This window comes from Pseudomonas sp. Pseusp9, from assembly GCF_059491265.1.
Genome location: NZ_CP168500.1, coordinates 4,636,140 through 4,652,299, shown reverse-complemented (window position 1 = coordinate 4,652,299; position 16,160 = coordinate 4,636,140). Strand labels below are relative to the sequence as shown.

The following is a 16,160-nucleotide window of genomic DNA, read 5'->3' as shown; positions in this document are numbered from 1 at the left end:
GTGTTGCGGTGCTTACGGCAAATCGCGGCAGGTATAGAACGCGCTCAGCACCTTGACCAGGTGCGCCAGGTCATGGCTGCCGCACAGTTCGCGGATCGAGTGCATGGCGAACGTCGGCAGGCCGATGTCCACGGTGCGCACACCCAGGTGGCTGGCGGTGATCGGGCCGATGGTCGAACCACAACCCATGTCGCTGCGCACCACGAAGCTTTGCACCGGCACTTCTTCAGCCATGCACAGGTGACGGAAGAACCCGGCGGTTTCGCTGTTGGTGGCGTAGCGCTGGTTGCTGTTGACCTTGATCACCGGACCGGCGTTGAGTTTCGGGCCGTGGTTGGCATCGTGCTTGTCGGCGTAGTTGGGATGCACGCCGTGGGCGTTGTCGGCCGAAACCAGCAGGGATTTCTGAATGGTGCGTACGAACTCATCGCCTTCGGGCAGCAGGCGACGCAAGGTCTGCTCAAGCATCGGGCCGTCGGCGCCGCAGGCCGAGCAGGAACCCACCTCTTCGTGATCGTTGCACACCAGCACGCAGGTTTCGTCGGTGTCGGCCGTCAGCAGCGCTTGCAGGCCGGCGTAGCACGACAGCAGGTTGTCCAGGCGCGCACCGGCGATGAAGTCGCCATGCAAGCCAATGACCGCAGCGCTTTGGGTGTCGTAGAAGCTCAGCTCGTAATCGAGCACCACGTCCGCGTTCAGGCCGTGTTCGCGGGCGAGTTGGTCGGTGAGCACCGCGCGAAAGTCCACGCGCTCGTCACCGGCAAATTGCGCGAGGATCGGCGGCAGTTCGGTCTGGGCGTTGATGGCCCAACCCATGTTGGCTTCGCGGTTGAGGTGAATCGCCAGGTTCGGAATGATCGCGACCGGAGCCTTGAAGTCGATCAACTGGCTCTCGACCTTGCCATCACGCCGGAAGGTTACACGGCCTGCCAGCGACAGGTCGCGGTCGAACCACGGCGCCAGCAGCGCACCGCCATACACTTCGACGCCCAATTGCCAGAAGCCCTGGCGTTGCAGTTCCGGTTGCGGCTTGACCCGCAGGCAAGGGCTGTCGGTATGGGCGCCGACCAGGCGAATGCCGCCGTGCAGCGGCGAGTGGCGGCCCATCTTGATCGCGACAATCGAAGAGTCGTTGCGGGTGACGTAGTAGCGACCGTTGGTTTCGGTATTCCACGGCTCGCGTTCGTCGAGGCGCTGATAACCCGCCGCTTCCAGGCGCTTTACAAGGCTGGCGGTGGCGTGGAACGGGGTAGGGGAGGCCTTGAGGAAATCGATCAGGCCTTGGTTCAACTCTTCGCGCATAAAGTAGCTCCAGACAGCAATGGCGCCAGTTTAACGTATTGGTCAGAGAATTGGCGGTGACGTGCGGGTGGAGTGGCGCCCCACCCTGTAGGAGCGAGCTTGCTCGCGATGGTCGTCAACGATAACGCGGGAAGCCTGGCGCCCCGCGGCGTTTTTGGGATCATCGCGAGCAAGCTCGCTCCTACAGGGGGGAGTGCGTTGCGTTCAGAACGGTGCCGGGCACTCGAAGCGCAGGCGTTCGCCGGTCTGGGGATGGGTGAACGTGAGCATGCTCGCGTGCAGGCACAGGCGCGGCCAGGCCGCCAGTGCCTGCTCATGGGCATACAGCCCGTCGCCCAGCAGCGGGTGACCGATCGAGAGCATGTGCACGCGCAACTGGTGGGAGCGGCCGGTGATCGGTGTCAGCTCGACGCGGCACCAGTCGCCGCAACGTTCCAGTACCCGCCAGAAAGTCAGCGCATGTTTGCCGAATTCGTGATCGACCACATGCCGTGGCTTGGTTGGTGGGTCGTAGCGCAGGGGCAGGTCGATGCTGCCACTGTCCAGTTCCGGCTGACCCCAGCACAGGGCGGTGTAGGCCTTTTCGGTTTCGCGGTCGTGAAATTGCCGGGACAGTTCACGGTGCGTATCCGGATCGCGGGCCAGCAGGATGATGCCGGAGGTTTCCCAGTCCAGCCGATGGACGATTCGCGCTTCCGGGTAGCCGTTTTCCTGCAGGCGGGTAATAAGGCAGTCCTTGTTGTCATCGGCCCGACCAGGGACGGAGAGCAACAGGGTCGGTTTGTTCACCACCAGTACGGCGGCGTCCTGATGGATGATGTGGACGTTGGACAACGGCATTAAAACAGCCTCGTAACAAACGCCAACGGCGGTTCAGGCCCCCCGCAGTCGCGCGTGGGGCCTGAACCGCCGTGGCTCCTGCCGGATCGACTCAGCGATCAGGCAGGGTGATATTGAGTTCCAGAATCGAGCAGCTGCCCTGGCTTTCCAGTGCGACATGCACGTCATCGGACCCGATGTTGACGTACTTGCGGATCACCTCGACCAGTTCCTTCTGCAAGGCCGGCAGGTAGTCCGGGGTGCTGCGTTGGCCGCGTTCGTGCGCCACGATGATCTGTAGACGCTCTTTCGCTACCGACGCGGTGCTTTGCTTTTTGTTGGCACGAAAGAAGTCAAAAAGGTTCATTGCTTAGTTGCCTCCAAACAGGCGCTCGAAGAATCCCTTCTTCTGTACATCGAGGAATCGATGATCCACGGTCTTGCCCAGCAGGCGGTCAACGGTATCGCTGTAGGCCTGGCCGGCATCGCTCTGGTCGTCGAGAATCACCGGAACGCCCTGGTTGGATGCCTTGAGCACCGCCTGGGATTCAGGGATCACGCCGAGCAGGGTCACCGAAAGGATTTCCTTGACGTCTTCTACGCCGAGCATTTCGCCTTTGCTCACACGCTCCGGGTGGTAACGGGTAATCAGCAGGTGTTCCTTGATCGGGTCTTCGCCGCGTTCGGCACGACGGGACTTGCTGGCCAGCAGGCCGAGCATGCGGTCCGAGTCACGTACCGAGGAGACTTCCGGGTTGGTCACGACGATCGCTTCATCGGCGAAGTACATGGCCAGGTGGGCGCCTTTTTCGATGCCCGCCGGGGAGTCGCAGACCACGAACTCAAAGTCTTCCTTGAGTTGCATCAGGACTTTTTCCACGCCTTCGACGGTCAGCGCGTCTTTGTCGCGGGTCTGGCTGGCGGCCAGCACGTAGAGGTTTTCCAGGCGCTTGTCTTTGATCAGGGCCTGTTGCAGGTTGGCTTCGCCGTTGACCACGTTGACGAAGTCATACACCACGCGGCGCTCGCAACCCATGATCAGGTCGAGGTTACGCAAGCCCACGTCGAAGTCGACGATAACTGTTTTGTGACCGCGCAGAGCGAGGCCGGTACCGATAGCGGCGCTGGTGGTGGTCTTACCCACACCACCCTTGCCGGATGTAACCACGAGAATCTTGGCCAAGGTGTTTCACCCCTAAGGAAAAAGGACTTTCCAGCCCCTGAAAAACATCTCCTGAAAAACTACTGCAGTCGGACAGCCTTGGCTGGAATCCGGTTTTGAGCGGCATTTACCCCCGGTAAACACTGCTTTCGGCCTTTTTCCTACTTCGTTTGAGCCGTTTTCGCTACGTTTTAGAGATGCTTGAAAATGCGGCAGTATCCGTTAAAGCCGAATGATGTTCAACACGTCGCCGGACAGGCTGACCTGCACACCCGACCCCCATAGAGGATCGCGGCGCAGATCTTCGGAAACCTTGTAATGCCCGGCGATGGAAATCAGTTCAGCACTCATTTGCTGACAGAAAATCCGCGCCTTGGTGTCGCCCTTGACGCCGGCCAACACGCGACCGCGCATCGGGCCGTATACATGGATGTTGCCATCGGCGAGAAGTTCCGCCCCCGGGCTGACCGAGGAAATCACCACCAGGTCGCTGCCCTGGGCATAAATCTGCTGGCCACCACGTACCGGCGAGGTGATGATTTTCGTCGGCTTGATCGTCGGCTCGGGCGGTTTTTCCGGTTTTTTCTTCGGTTCACCTTCGCTCAGGTCCAGTGGACGCTCCCGGGCACCGGACGGCGGCAGCACCGGCAGGTCGACCGCGATGGCGGCGGCAATGTCTTCGATGCGACTGGCACGGATCGCCAGGGTACGCAGGCCATGCTGGCGGCAGATACGCATCAGCCCCGGCAGATCGATAGCGCCTTCGTTGGCCGGGAGTTTGTCCAGGGCCAGTACCAGCGGCGCGTTGCTGAAGAAGTTGGGCGCCTGGGCGACCTTGGCGGCCAGTTGCCGATCAAGGCTTTCGAGGTCGTTACGGGCCAGTTCCAGCACCGTAATGGCCAGCATGCTGCCCTTCAACTGGAACACGGGATCTTGGTCTAGCGGTTCGGTTTGGCTCATGGTCGGCATACAACGACTTGTCACTAAAAGTGCCGAGACTTATAACGAGAACGCCCGCAGGCCGCAAGCCGGGTCGAACGATGTAGAATGCGCGGCCATTGTCATTCCGGAAGCATTAATGGACCGCCCGCGTTTTCGAAAAGCATTTCTATCTCCACGTTTCTGGCCGCTGTGGTGTGGCCTGGGGCTGTTGTGGCTGATCGTCCAGTTGCCGTATCCGGCACTGCTGCGGATCGGTCGCGCACTGGGCGCATTGATGTATCGCGTGGCCGGCGACAGACGGCGCATTGCCCAGCGCAATCTGGAACTGTGTTTTCCTGAAAAAACCGCCGCCGAACGCAAACGCCTGCTCAAGGAAAACTTCGCCTCCACCGGCATCGCTTTTTTTGAGATGGCGATGAGCTGGTGGTGGTCGCGCAAGCGCCTGGCGGCTCTCGCTCACGTTGAAGGGCTGGAGTATCTGCAGCAGGCCCAGCGCGAAGGCAAGGGCGTGATCCTGATGGCCCTGCATTTCACCACCCTGGAAATCGGTGCGGCACTGCTCGGCCAGCAACACACCATCGACGGCATGTACCGCGAGCACAAGAACCCCTTGTTCGACTACATCCAGCGCCAGGGCCGCGAGCGGCACAACCTCGATTCGCTGGCGGTGGAACGCGAAGACGTGCGCGGCATGCTCAAATTGCTGCGCTCGGGCCGCGCGATCTGGTACGCACCGGATCAGGACTATGGCGCCAAGCAAAGCATCTTCGTGCCGCTGTTCGGCATTCAGGCCGCGACTGTCACCGCCACCAGCAAGTTTGCACGGCTGGGCAAGGCGTTGGTGGTGCCGTTCACCCAGGAGCGTCTGGCGGACGGCAGCGGTTATCGCCTGGTGATCCATGCGCCGCTCGAAGGCTTCCCCGGCGAAACCGAGGAAGCCGACTGCCTGCGCATCAACCAGTGGATCGAAAGTGTGCTGCGCGATCATCCTGAGCAATACCTGTGGGCCCACCGCCGCTTCAAGAGCCGTCCACCGGGCGAGCCGAAGCTGTACGCCAAACGCGGTTGAACAACGATCCCCTGTAGGAGCGAGCCTGCTCGCGATGGTGGTCAACGATAACGCGGGGCACCTGACACCCAGCGGCGTTATCACGACCATCGCGAGCAGGCTCGCTCCTACAGGGGAATGGAAAATCCCATCAAGCACCATGGAGAGTTGTGCATGAGTCCAGGCGAACCGGTTACAGGGTTGATTCTTTCCGGCGGCGGGGCTCGGGCGGCCTATCAGGTCGGTGTGTTGGCGGCGATTGCCGAATTGCTGCCGCCGGGGGCGAGCAATCCGTTTCCGGTGATCGTCGGCACCTCGGCAGGTGCGATCAACGCGGTCAGCCTCGCCAGCGGGGCAATGGACTTTCGTAACGCCATCGAACGCCTGACGGCCTTCTGGCAGGGTTTTCGCAGTCATCTGGTGTTGCGCAGCGATTGGCCCGGGGTGATCCGCCAGGCCAGCCGCTTTGTCAGCCACAGTTTGCTCGGCATCGGTAAACACATGCCGGTGGCCTTGCTCAACAGTTCTCCGCTGCGCCATCTGCTCAACGACAAGCTGCATATGAGTGGCATCACCGAAGCAATCGCACAGAAGCAATTGCACGCGGTGGCGGTCACGGCCTTCGGCTATGAGTCCGGCCAGGCAGTCACCTTCTATCAGGGCGGCGGCAAGATCGATGCCTGGTTGCGCCATCGGCGCATCGGCGTCCCCACTCAATTGTCCGTTGAACACCTGCTCGCCAGTTCGGCCATACCGCTGCTGTTCGCCCCGGTGAAAATTGGTGAAGAATATTTTGGTGATGGCGCGGTGCGTCAGTCGGCGCCGATCAGTCCGGCACTGCACCTGGGCGCCAGTCGCGTGCTGGTGGTGGGCGTCAGCGGCAACCCGCGTGGTTTCGATCCGGAGCAGCCACTGCAACGCGCTTACACCGGGCAACAACCCACCCTGGCGCAGATTGGCGGGCACATGCTCAACAGTACGTTCATTGATAGCCTGGAAAGCGATATCGAGTTGTTGCAGCGCCTGAACCAGTTCAGTCGCTTGATGCCCGACGGTACGCCGACCCGCGCCTTGGGCGTGGCGCCGGTGGACGTGCTGGTGATTTCACCGAGCCAGCCGATCGATGAGATCGCTGCGCGACATCGCCAGGAATTGCCACCCGCATTGCGCCTGTTTCTGCGCGGGCCGGGCGCGACCAAGACCAGTGGGGCAGGGGTTTTGAGTTACCTGCTGTTCGAGGCGGGGTATTGCAGCGAGTTGATCGAACTGGGGCGGCGGGATGCGTTGGCCAAGCGCGGGGAGTTGTGCCGGTTTCTGGGAATCCCGGTGGCTGAGACCGTTTGAACTGTCAGATCTGACAGTAGATGTGCTCAAGTTATTCCATCAGATTGAACCCCATTGGCGGAGGGTTCGAAGATGGCGGCTGCGCAATGGATTGATGCTCACACACCGAGCGTGTCAGTGGTGGATTCGCGCGGTTTGGCTGTACGCAGTATCGCGTATTGTCGTCATCCGCTGAACCCGAGCATTGAGACTCGCATCACCCGCAATCACCTGGACGCTGCCGGAAGACTGGTGGCTGCCTGGGACCCACGATTATGGGGAACGGCGCCGAAGCCGAATCTTGCAACGATCTATGATTTACGCAGTCAGCCTTTGCTGGTGGACAGCGTCGATGCCGGATGGCAACTGAGCTTGCTGGATCAGGCCGGTATGGCACGGTCATTCTGGGACGGTCGCGGGAGCGAGCGCCACACTGAGTACGATGAGCTTCAGCGTCCGACAACTGTGACGGAGCAGATGGAGGATGACTCGCCGCGTGTCGCCGAGTGTTTTGCTTATGGTAGTGGGGCAGATGAGTTTGCGGTTCATAACCAGTGCGGCCAACTGGTCCGTCATGATCATCCGGCTGGCACACGCATCCTGAGTGAGTACGGCGTGGGCACTGTCGCATTGGCGGAGCAGACCCGGTTTTTGCTCACCCTTGATCCACCAGACTGGCCGTCCAATGTCGTGGAGCGTGAGCGCTGGCTGGAGACAGAGGTGTTCACGACGGCTCAGCGATACGGTCCGTTGGGGGAGATGTACGCTCAGGCCGACGCGATGGACAACTCCAGGTTTTTCGCTTACGACCGGGCCGGTCAGTTACTTGACGTTCGATTGAAGTTGGCGGGTTCTGCAGAAAGCCCGCATTTGCTCGTCAGTGAAATCCGCTACGACGCCTTCGGCAGGGTTGAAAGCGAACGGGCCGGAAACGGCGTTACCACCACCGCTCGCTACGCCGATGAAGATGGGCGTTTGCTGCAGTTGCTGTCCCGCAATGACCAACCATTGCAAAACCTCGAGTATGAATACGATCCGGTCGGCAATATTTCAAGTATCGAAGACAAGGTGGCGTTGACGCGCTATTTCAATCATCAACGGATCGACCCGATCAACCGCTATCGCTATGACAGCCTCTATCAGCTGATCGAAGCAACCGGCCGGGAAGTGAGTCGGCCCGATTATGGTCCGGCATTACCAGCCTGGCAGGCCACGCCGCTGGACCCCAACCAGTTGCGCAATTACACCCAGACCTTCAATTACGACGCTGCCGGGAATCTGCAATCCCGTCATCACAGCGGCGTGGAGACGTTCGAGATGTTTACCTCGACCGCCAGCAATCGCAGCGTTGCGGATGAAGGCAATCTGGCGGGTGGCTTTGATGCCAACGGTAATCAACTGGAACTGCTGCGCGGCCAGAATATGAGTTGGGACTTTCGCAACCAGTTGAGTCGCGTGACGATGGTCCGGCGGGAGGACGGGCCTGACGATAGCGAATGTTATGTCTACGACAGTCCCGGGCATCGACTGAGAAAGGTCCGACTCATCTCGACGGCTCGTCGCACGCTGCGTGCTGAAGTTCGTTACTTGCCGGGGCTGGAAATCCATCGTGATACGGCTACCGGCGAAGAGCGGCATGTGCTGAGTGTCGAGGCGGGGCTTAGCCATGTGCGGGCCTTGCACTGGGTTGAGAGGCGGCCCAAAGGTGTACGCAACGACCAACTGCGTTATTGCTTGAGTGATCATTTGAATAGCTGCACGCTGGAGCTGGATGAACTGGGAGCGCTGCTGAGTCGGGAGGTTTACTACCCGTTTGGCGGGACTGCGTTGTGGTGTGGCTCCCGCGAAATCGAGGCTGAATACAAGACGATTCGTTATTCGGGTAAAGAGCGGGATGCGACGGGCCTTTACTATTATGGCTATAGGTACTACGCACCTTGGTTGCAGCGCTGGGTGAGTGCGGATCCTGCGGGAAATATTGACGGTGTAAATTTTTTTATCTTTGTTGCGAATGATCCTATTGCTAATGCGGATCTCGGTGGGTTGGTGAGGAAGGGGATAAACGAATTTCTCACAAAAAATGGAAACTGGGAGGATATGAAAGTCAATGCAGGGCGTGTCGCGATGGAGCGTCAAGAGTCTGTTTATAATGCTTTTGATGTCAAGCCAAGTAGTATGCGTCGGGATTATTTTAGGGCTTATGCTTACGATTCGAATTTGATGGTAAATGATTACTTAAGGTATGGCAGAGAGCATGGAATGCTGACTGGGCCACCTTTTTCTTTATTTTTTGTGGCGTCAAATGATATCGCTCGTGTTAGTGCGTTGACAAAAATTGTTAACGCTCTCCCGCATACCGGTGTTGTACCTCTCTATCGGGGTGGTTCAGGAGGACGAGGAACATCAGGAGAGTTTTTCAGGCAGGGCAACCTCGGTCCCGGCTCTGTTTTAATTAATACTGACTTTACTTCGCTTACTGAAAACCCTTACATCGCTGCCGAATTTGCGGGTCTTAATGAAAGCGCTATTTATTTTGATGAAACATCGGTGATTTTTGAGATCGCTGAACATTTCAGTCCAAAACCAATTGCGCCTGATGCATTACGAGTCAAAGATCGCATTAATGAAGCTGAGTCCGTTGTAATGCCTGCAGCAGCGTTTGAGATTATCTCTGTCGGCGTTGTAGATGTCTTTGTTAAAGGTAAAGACCAGAGTTATGTACATGTATCGATGAAAGAGGTTGAACCTCCAAAAGTGACGCGAGGCTCATCTGGCGTGGAGAGTGTATTACCGAATAATGTCTTCGATTTTCGTACTGGCACTACCGTAAATTTCGAACAGTTGAAAAGCAGGCTGGGTGGCTCCTCGAATCTGCTATTGCAACATTATTACTCTTAAGTGAGTGGTAAGGGTGCCACTTGGCGATTTCACACCGCCAAGTGGCAATCAGACCCGGTTTTGACGTCAGAAATGAACCTTCACCAGGAAGCTGGTCACGCTCTGATCAGTCTTGAAGCCCTGGCTGTCTTCAATCCCGTACTTGTTTTTCCAGTAGTCGTACTCGACACCGACGTACAACTGCTTGGCACCCAGGTTCAACGCCTTGCCCAGGTCGTATTTGACCTGTGGATTGAAGTGCAAGTTGGCGTGGTATTCGCCTTTTTTGTTCACATCATTGTCGACGACCCAGTCCATGAAGCCGTCGATCAGCACGTCCGAGCCACCCACCGGGATGGTGTAGGACCAGACCGGCGTGACCTGCCAGATGTTGTCGCCCGGGCGGTCGCCTTCGGTGTGACGGTTGTAGAAGTTCAACTGGAAGTAGTCGAAGCCCGGGATGGCCAGGTCGAAGCCCGGACCGATCAGGTAGGACTCGGTGTCGTCCTCGCCGAATTCATAGGTCATGGCCAGCAGCACGTCCTTGATCGGGCCGAACTCGAACTTCTGGTCGAAGATCTTGTTGAACGACAGGCGCGGGCTGAACTCGCCGTAGTGGGTGTTCTTGCCCGCGAAGGCGTCTTCCTTGCCGTTGTAGAAGATTTTGTCGATGAAGAAGAAGTTGTCGCCGTACTTCCAGCCGTCGGCGTGTTCGAAGGTCACCGTCTGCTGGATGCGCGGGTTGACCTGGAAGTCCTTGCCATACAGGTAGGTCAGGCTATTGTTCTGCCACTGCAGCAAATCGCCGGCCATGGCCTGGCCCCCGGCCAGCATCGATCCCGCCAGCATCAGGCTAGTGCACGTACGTTTCATTCGGTTGCTCCCAAAAAGTAGGTGGTTCCACGTTATTTTTTTAAGGTCGGCGCTCTGGTGTGGCGCCTGTTCTGTAGCTGTAAAAAAATCATCCGTTCGGTCAGCTTCAGTGCGGTTGGCAAGAGCTGGGCCAAGGCTTTCAAAAAGCAAAAAAACTCCCGTTCGGCGGCTCAAGAGCAGTCGATTGAGAGGGGTTTTGGGGTGCCTTGGTACCTGCCAGCGCCGGGATAAGTTGGCCTGCTGGTCAGGTTTTAAATCCGGGCTTTTTTTTAAACCGGATTCGGGCGGCCGCGGAGAATACTGACTCCTCGGCCAGGTCTCAAGTGCTCCGCAACGACGCACCGACGACAGGTTTGGGGCGCGGTTGCGGGGCAGCATCAGAAATGCACCTTCACCAGCAGGCTGGTGGTGTTTTCATTGGTGTCGAAACGGGAGCTGTTTTCGATGCCGTACTTGTCTTTCCAGTAGCTGTACTCGACGCCGGCGTACACCTGTTTCTCCCGCCAGCCCAGGGCCTTGCCCAGGTCGTACTTGATCTGCGGGTTGAAGTGCAGGTTGGCGTGATAAGTGCCATGTGAGTTCTGGTCGTTATCCACCACCCAGTCGATGTAGCCGTCGATCAACAGGTTCGAGTTGCCTAATGGCAGGATGTAGGACCAGGCCGGCGTGATTTGCCAGACATCGTCGCCGGGGCGCGAGCCTTCGGTCTGACGGTAATAGAAGTTCAAGGTGAAAAAATTGAAGCCCGGTACCGCAAGGTCGAAGCCAGGGCCGATCAGGTAGGCCTCGGTGTCGTCTTCGCCGTTCTCGTAGGTCATGGCCAGCAGCACGTCCTTGACCGGGCCGAATTCGAAACGGCGGTCGAGGATCTTGCCGAAGGAGAGACGCGGGCTGAACTCGCCGTAATAGGCGTGAACGCCTTTGTTCCGGTCTTTGTCGCCGTTGTAGTAAGTGCTGTCGATGAACATGAAGTTGTCGCCGTACTTCCAGCGGTCGGCATGTTCGAAAGTGATCGTCTGCTGGATGTGCGGGTTGACCACGAAATCCTTGCCGTACAGGTAGCTCAGGCTGTTGGTCTGCCACAGCAGCAAATCGCCGGCCATGGCCTGACTCGCGGCCAGCAGGCCACCACACAACAGCAGGTTGGTTTGTGTCCGAATCATCTGTTGCTCCCTCTTGTTTTTATTTTTCTGTGGCGCAGGCAGCCCCAAACCCTGTAGGAGCGAGCCTGCTCGCGATGGTCGTCAACGATTACGCGTGTTATCTGGATAAACGCGGTGTTCTCGGGTTCATCGCGAGCAGGCTCGCTCCTACAGAGGGGGGGCGTTTATGTCTTAGTGGGCGTGGCAGTCGTTGGCGGATGCGCGTTCAGCGCCGCCAAGGATGTTGAACAGCAGGTTCAGCGCCAGCGCGCTGAGGGTGGCCATGGCGATGCCGCTGTGGGTGATCGGGCTCATCCACACGGGCAGGTGGGCGAAAAACTCCGGGCGTACTACCGGGATCAGCCCCATGCCGATGCTCACCGCCACCAGCAACTGGTTGCGACGGTCACCGATGTCGGCTTCCTGGAGAATCTTGATCCCGGTGGCGGCGACCATGCCGAACATCGCAATCGCTGCGCCACCCAGTACTGCCGGAGGAATCGAGGCCACCAGGAACGCGGCTTTGGGCAGCAGGCTCAGCACGATCAGCAACCCGCCGGCAACGATGGTCACCGAACGGCAACGCACGCCGGTCATCTGCACCAGGCCGATGTTCTGGGCAAAGGAAGAGTGGGTGAAGGTGTTGAAGAAGCCGGCGAAGAACGAAGCGCCGGCATCGCACAGCAAGCCGCGACGCAGCATCCGTGGGCAGACTTCCTGGCCGGTGATCTTGCCCAGCGCGATGAACATCCCGGTGGACTCGACGAAGATGATCACTACCACCAGGCACATCGACAGGATCGGTGCCAGTTCGAATTTCGGCATGCCGAAATGCAGCGGGGTGACGAATTGCAGCCACGGTGCCTGAGCCATGCCACTGAGGTCGACCATGCCGAGCAGGCCGCAGAGTACGTAGCCCAGGCACATGCCGATCAGTACGGAAATATTGACCCAGAAACCGCGCATGAAACGGTGCACCAGCAAAATGGTACCCAGCACCAGTGCGGCAATGGTCAGGTAGATGGGGGAGCCGAATTGAGTGGCGTCAGCACCACCGCCGGCCCAGTTCACGGCCACGGGGAACAGCGACAAGCCGATCGAGGTGATGACCGTGCCGGTCACCAGCGGCGGGAAGAAGCGCACGACTTTGGACATGAACGGGGCGATGAGCATGCCGAAGAACCCGGCGGCGATGGTGGCGCCGAAGATCCCCTGCAGGCCGATACCGGGCATGCCGGCCATGGCGACCATGCTGCCGACGGCGGCGAAACTGGCGCCCATCATCACTGGCATGCGAATGCCCATGGGGCCGATGCCGAGGGACTGGACGATGGTGGCGATACCAGCCACCAGCAGGTCGGCGTTGATCAGGAAGGCGATTTCTTCACGACTCAGGCCAGCGGCCTGTCCGATGATCAGCGGCACTGCGATGGCTCCGCCGTACATCAGCAGAACGTGTTGCAGGCCAACCAGGATCAGTTGCAAAAGGGGCAAACGCTGAATGGCGGGTGCGTCGGGGATGCGCGCTGCGGATAGCTCGGACATGCAACACCTCGGATCTTTTTTATTCTTGTGTTTTTGTGCATCAGATTGACCGCGGTGCGGCCATTCGCGAGCAGGCTCGCTCCCACACAAGCTATGCAAAACCTGTGGGAGCGAGCCTGCTCGCGAAGCTTTTTACTTAGTTGGTCGGAGCACCCTGAACAATCCAGGCACCGATCAGGTCACGTTCCTGCTGGGTCATCTGCGTGATGTTACCCAGTGGCATGATCTGGCTGGTGACGGCTTGCGCCTGGATGCGCGCCGCGTTCTGGCGGATCTGCTCGGGGGTGTCGAACATCACACCGGCAGGGGCCGCACTGAACAGCGGACTGGTCGGCTTGGCCGAATGGCAGACGGCGCAACGTTCCTGGATCACGCTGTGTACCTTGTCGAAGCCCGGGCCGGCGTTGGAGGCCTGCGCCGGTGCAGCTGCAGGCGCTTCGGCAGGTTTGGCTTCAGCGGGTTTCAAACCACCACCCACGGCTGTTTCCGGCAGTGGCTGGTATTCGATCTTCGCTGGCGCCTTGGCCACTTCCGGGCTGTTCAACGGCGCAGGGCCGGTAACGTAAGCCAGGCTGATCATGCCGACGGCTGCCACAGGCAGGGTCCAGGCAAACTTGTGGCTGTCGTGACGGGTGTTGAAGTAGTGACGCACCAACACCGCCAGTACCGCGATCCCGGCCAGGATCAACCAGTTGTACTGGCTGCCGTAGGTGCTCGGGAAGTGGTTGCTGATCATGATGAACAGCACTGGCAAGGTGAAGTAGTTGTTGTGGCGCGAACGCAGCAGGCCTTTGGCCGGCAGCGCCGGATCCGGCGTGCGGTTCTCGGCGATCGCTGCTACCAGTGCACGCTGCGCCGGCATGATGATGCGGAACACGTTGCCGACCATAATGGTGCCGATGATCGCACCGACGTGCAGGTACGCACCCCGACCGCTGAACACTTTGCTGAAGCCGTAGGCCGCGCCGATGATCAGTACGAACAGGATGAAACCCAGCAGGGCAGGGCGTTTGCCCAGGGCCGAGTCGCACAGGAAGGAGTAGATGAACCAGCCGATGAACAGCGAGCCGATACCAATGGCCACGCCTTCCGGACCGCTCAGGGTGCTGCCCGGAGCCAGCAGGTAGAGCGTCGGGTTGGAGTAGAACACCACGCACAGCAGCGCGATACCCGACATCCAGGTGAAGTAGGCTTCCCATTTGAACCAGTGCAGGTTGTCCGGCATGGTCGGTGGCGCCAGTTTGTATTTTTCCAGGTGGTAGATACCGCCACCGTGGATTGCCCACAAATCGCCCGCCAGACCGCTTTTCGGGTTGACCCGATTGAGGTTGTTTTCCAGCCAGACGAAATAGAACGACGCACCGATCCAGGCCACGCCAGTAATCATGTGAACCCAGCGCACGCTCAGGTTCAGCCATTCCAACAGATGTGCTTCCACAGTCTTTACCTCTCGCCCGTCACTCTGTTGTCGAGTGATCGGACCTTCTCTTATTGGTGGGGGGCGAGGATCAAACGCTCATCCTCTTTGAAAAAATGCTCATCGCAGTTATTGCCTGTGCCACTGCGATCAACCACCAGGAAGTCATCCCGCTTTTCGATCGTCAGCACCGGGTGGTGCCAGACGCCGCGATGGTAATTGATGCCCTGCCTGCCGTTGGTGACGAAGGCGCGGACCAAGCCTGATACAGGTGCATCGCCAAGTGGCGCGACCACGATCAGAAAGGGGTTGCCGAGCAGCGGAATGAAAGCCTGGCTGCCCAGCGGATGACGCTCCAGCATGCTGACGGTTAGCGGCATGTCCTGCGCGTCGGCGCGGAAAATGCTGATGATCGCCTTGTCCTCTGGCGTGGCGGTTTCCACCGTCGCCAGTTTGTGGAAGCGCATGGTCGAACCGTTGTTGATCATGAAGTGATCGCTGCCGTCGGTTTCGATCACGTCACCGAAAGGGGCGAAGGCTTCTTTGGTCAGCGGTTCAATCGTCAGTGTGCGCATGCTGTTCTTCTTATCCGAATTCGTTGTTGTCTGTTCTATTGTCTTCGCGAGCAGGCTCGCTCCCACATTTCGACCGCGTACCCTTGTGGGAGCGAGCCTGCTCGCGAATGGCCGCACCGCTTACTTCGCGACCTTGCCCAAAACGCGCAGGCGGCTCACACCACCATCCGGGAACACGTTCAGGCGGATGTGGGTGATCGGGCCCAGTGCCTTGATCTGCTCGGCGAAGGTGTGTTCGGCGTGCATTTCCAGCTTCTGGCTTGGCAGCAGTTCGCGCCAGAACAGCGACTGGGTTTCGATCTGGCTGTCGGTACCGCCCTTGACGAAGGCGCCCTGGATCGAGCAGCTGTCCGGGTAGTTGCCCTTGAAGTGCAGGGTGTCGACGATGACTTTCTCGACTTCACCGGCATGGCCCAGCGCGACGATGACCCAGTCATTGCCCGGCGTGCGACGACGCGCGGTTTCCCAGCCGTCGCCCATGTTGATGCCACGGCCCGGGTTGAGGATGTTGCTCATGCGGCCGAAGTGTTCGTCGGAGCAGGCGAGGGCGCGACCACCGTTGAGGGCTGCGGCCAGGTCGACCTGTTCGTTGTCGCCGATGGCCGACCAGTCGCGGAACGGCACGCCGTACACGCGCAGACGGGCCACGCCGCCATCCGGGTAGATGTTGAAGCGCAGGTGGCTGAAGGCCTGGTCGTTGTTGATTTCGTGGTAGTGGTGGCTGTTGCCTTGCAGCTCGACGGCCGACAGCACTTCAACCCACTGGGTGTTTTCGTCCGGTTCGCCCGAGGCCAGGAAGCAGGCTTCCAGGGAGGCCGATGGCGGGAAGTTGCCGGTGAAGAATGAAGTGTCGATGTCGACGCCCTTGATCGAACCTGGCACGCCCAGGCGAATCACTGCGCTGTCGAAGCCTTCGAAGCGCTTGCGACGCGATTCCCAGCCGTCCATCCACTTGCCGTTGTCATCGAACACGCCCTCCTTCCATACGGCCGGGGTCGGTTGGAACAGACGGTTGGCGTCTGCGAACCAGTCATCGGTGACCGAGATGATTTTGGTGCCCAGGCGGGCATCGGCCAGGTTGACGAACTTCTCGAAAGGTACGGCGTAAGCTTTCATTCTTCTTGTCTGCCTTTAA

General features: G+C 59.2%; 14 protein-coding genes. 3 read left to right on the top strand and 11 right to left on the bottom strand.

Annotated features, from left to right (window positions below; genetic code table 11):
- Window positions 1–12: 12 nt before the first annotated feature.
- From ACEN8E_RS21065 to minC, 5 genes are all read right to left on the bottom strand, one after another.
- Window positions 13–1,302: a M18 family aminopeptidase gene (locus ACEN8E_RS21065; protein WP_495589711.1), complete on the bottom strand. Its 1,290-nt coding sequence runs from the start codon at window positions 1,300–1,302 to the stop codon at window positions 13–15.
- 204 nt (window positions 1,303–1,506) lie between these two features.
- Window positions 1,507–2,142, bottom strand: a complete 636-nt coding sequence (locus ACEN8E_RS21060; protein ID WP_008017695.1) for an RluA family pseudouridine synthase — start codon at window positions 2,140–2,142, stop codon at window positions 1,507–1,509.
- 91 nt (window positions 2,143–2,233) lie between these two features.
- On the bottom strand, window positions 2,234–2,488 hold the full coding sequence (minE, locus tag ACEN8E_RS21055; protein WP_007974947.1) for a cell division topological specificity factor MinE: 255 nt from the start codon (window positions 2,486–2,488) through the stop codon (window positions 2,234–2,236).
- Between the two features lie 3 nt (window positions 2,489–2,491).
- Window positions 2,492–3,304 carry a septum site-determining protein MinD gene (gene minD / locus ACEN8E_RS21050; RefSeq protein ID WP_007974946.1) on the bottom strand — a complete coding sequence of 271 codons (813 nt, stop codon included), beginning with the start codon at window positions 3,302–3,304 and terminating at the stop codon, window positions 2,492–2,494.
- A gap of 201 nt (window positions 3,305–3,505) precedes the next feature.
- Complete coding sequence (gene minC / locus ACEN8E_RS21045) at window positions 3,506–4,243, bottom strand: septum site-determining protein MinC (protein WP_495589710.1); 738 nt, start codon at window positions 4,241–4,243, stop codon at window positions 3,506–3,508.
- Between the two features lie 118 nt (window positions 4,244–4,361).
- On the opposite strand from minC, the gene ACEN8E_RS21040 reads away from it, so the two are divergent.
- The 3 genes from ACEN8E_RS21040 to ACEN8E_RS21030 all read left to right on the top strand — a co-directional run bounded on the left by ACEN8E_RS21040 (window position 4,362) and on the right by ACEN8E_RS21030 (window position 9,494).
- Window positions 4,362–5,294: a lipid A biosynthesis lauroyl acyltransferase gene (locus tag ACEN8E_RS21040; RefSeq protein ID WP_495589709.1), complete on the top strand. Its 933-nt coding sequence runs from the start codon at window positions 4,362–4,364 to the stop codon at window positions 5,292–5,294.
- Window positions 5,295–5,447: 153 nt separating this feature from the next.
- A complete protein-coding gene (locus tag ACEN8E_RS21035) occupies window positions 5,448–6,617 on the top strand; it encodes a patatin-like phospholipase family protein (protein WP_495589708.1) in 1,170 nt (389 codons plus the stop codon).
- A 72-nt stretch (window positions 6,618–6,689) separates the two neighbouring features.
- Window positions 6,690–9,494 carry an RHS repeat domain-containing protein gene (locus tag ACEN8E_RS21030; RefSeq protein WP_495589707.1) on the top strand — a complete coding sequence of 935 codons (2,805 nt, stop codon included), beginning with the start codon at window positions 6,690–6,692 and terminating at the stop codon, window positions 9,492–9,494.
- Window positions 9,495–9,560: 66 nt separating this feature from the next.
- Here ACEN8E_RS21030 and ACEN8E_RS21025 read toward each other — a convergent pair whose 3' ends face one another.
- The 6 genes from ACEN8E_RS21025 to alc form a co-directional block, all read right to left on the bottom strand.
- Entirely contained in the window at window positions 9,561–10,346 is a 786-nt protein-coding gene (locus ACEN8E_RS21025) for an outer membrane protein OmpK (protein WP_322614256.1), read from the bottom strand.
- Window positions 10,347–10,723: 377 nt separating this feature from the next.
- Window positions 10,724–11,509 carry an outer membrane protein OmpK gene (locus ACEN8E_RS21020; protein ID WP_495589706.1) on the bottom strand — a complete coding sequence of 262 codons (786 nt, stop codon included), beginning with the start codon at window positions 11,507–11,509 and terminating at the stop codon, window positions 10,724–10,726.
- Between the two features lie 171 nt (window positions 11,510–11,680).
- Window positions 11,681–13,033: a nucleobase:cation symporter-2 family protein gene (locus ACEN8E_RS21015; RefSeq protein ID WP_495589705.1), complete on the bottom strand. Its 1,353-nt coding sequence runs from the start codon at window positions 13,031–13,033 to the stop codon at window positions 11,681–11,683.
- A gap of 136 nt (window positions 13,034–13,169) precedes the next feature.
- Entirely contained in the window at window positions 13,170–14,471 is a 1,302-nt protein-coding gene (locus ACEN8E_RS21010) for a urate hydroxylase PuuD (RefSeq protein WP_495589704.1), read from the bottom strand.
- A 50-nt stretch (window positions 14,472–14,521) separates the two neighbouring features.
- Window positions 14,522–15,025: an ureidoglycolate lyase gene (locus tag ACEN8E_RS21005; RefSeq protein ID WP_008017683.1), complete on the bottom strand. Its 504-nt coding sequence runs from the start codon at window positions 15,023–15,025 to the stop codon at window positions 14,522–14,524.
- 120 nt (window positions 15,026–15,145) lie between these two features.
- Entirely contained in the window at window positions 15,146–16,141 is a 996-nt protein-coding gene (gene alc / locus ACEN8E_RS21000) for an allantoicase (RefSeq protein ID WP_495589703.1), read from the bottom strand.
- Between the last annotated feature and the right edge of the window lie 19 nt (window positions 16,142–16,160).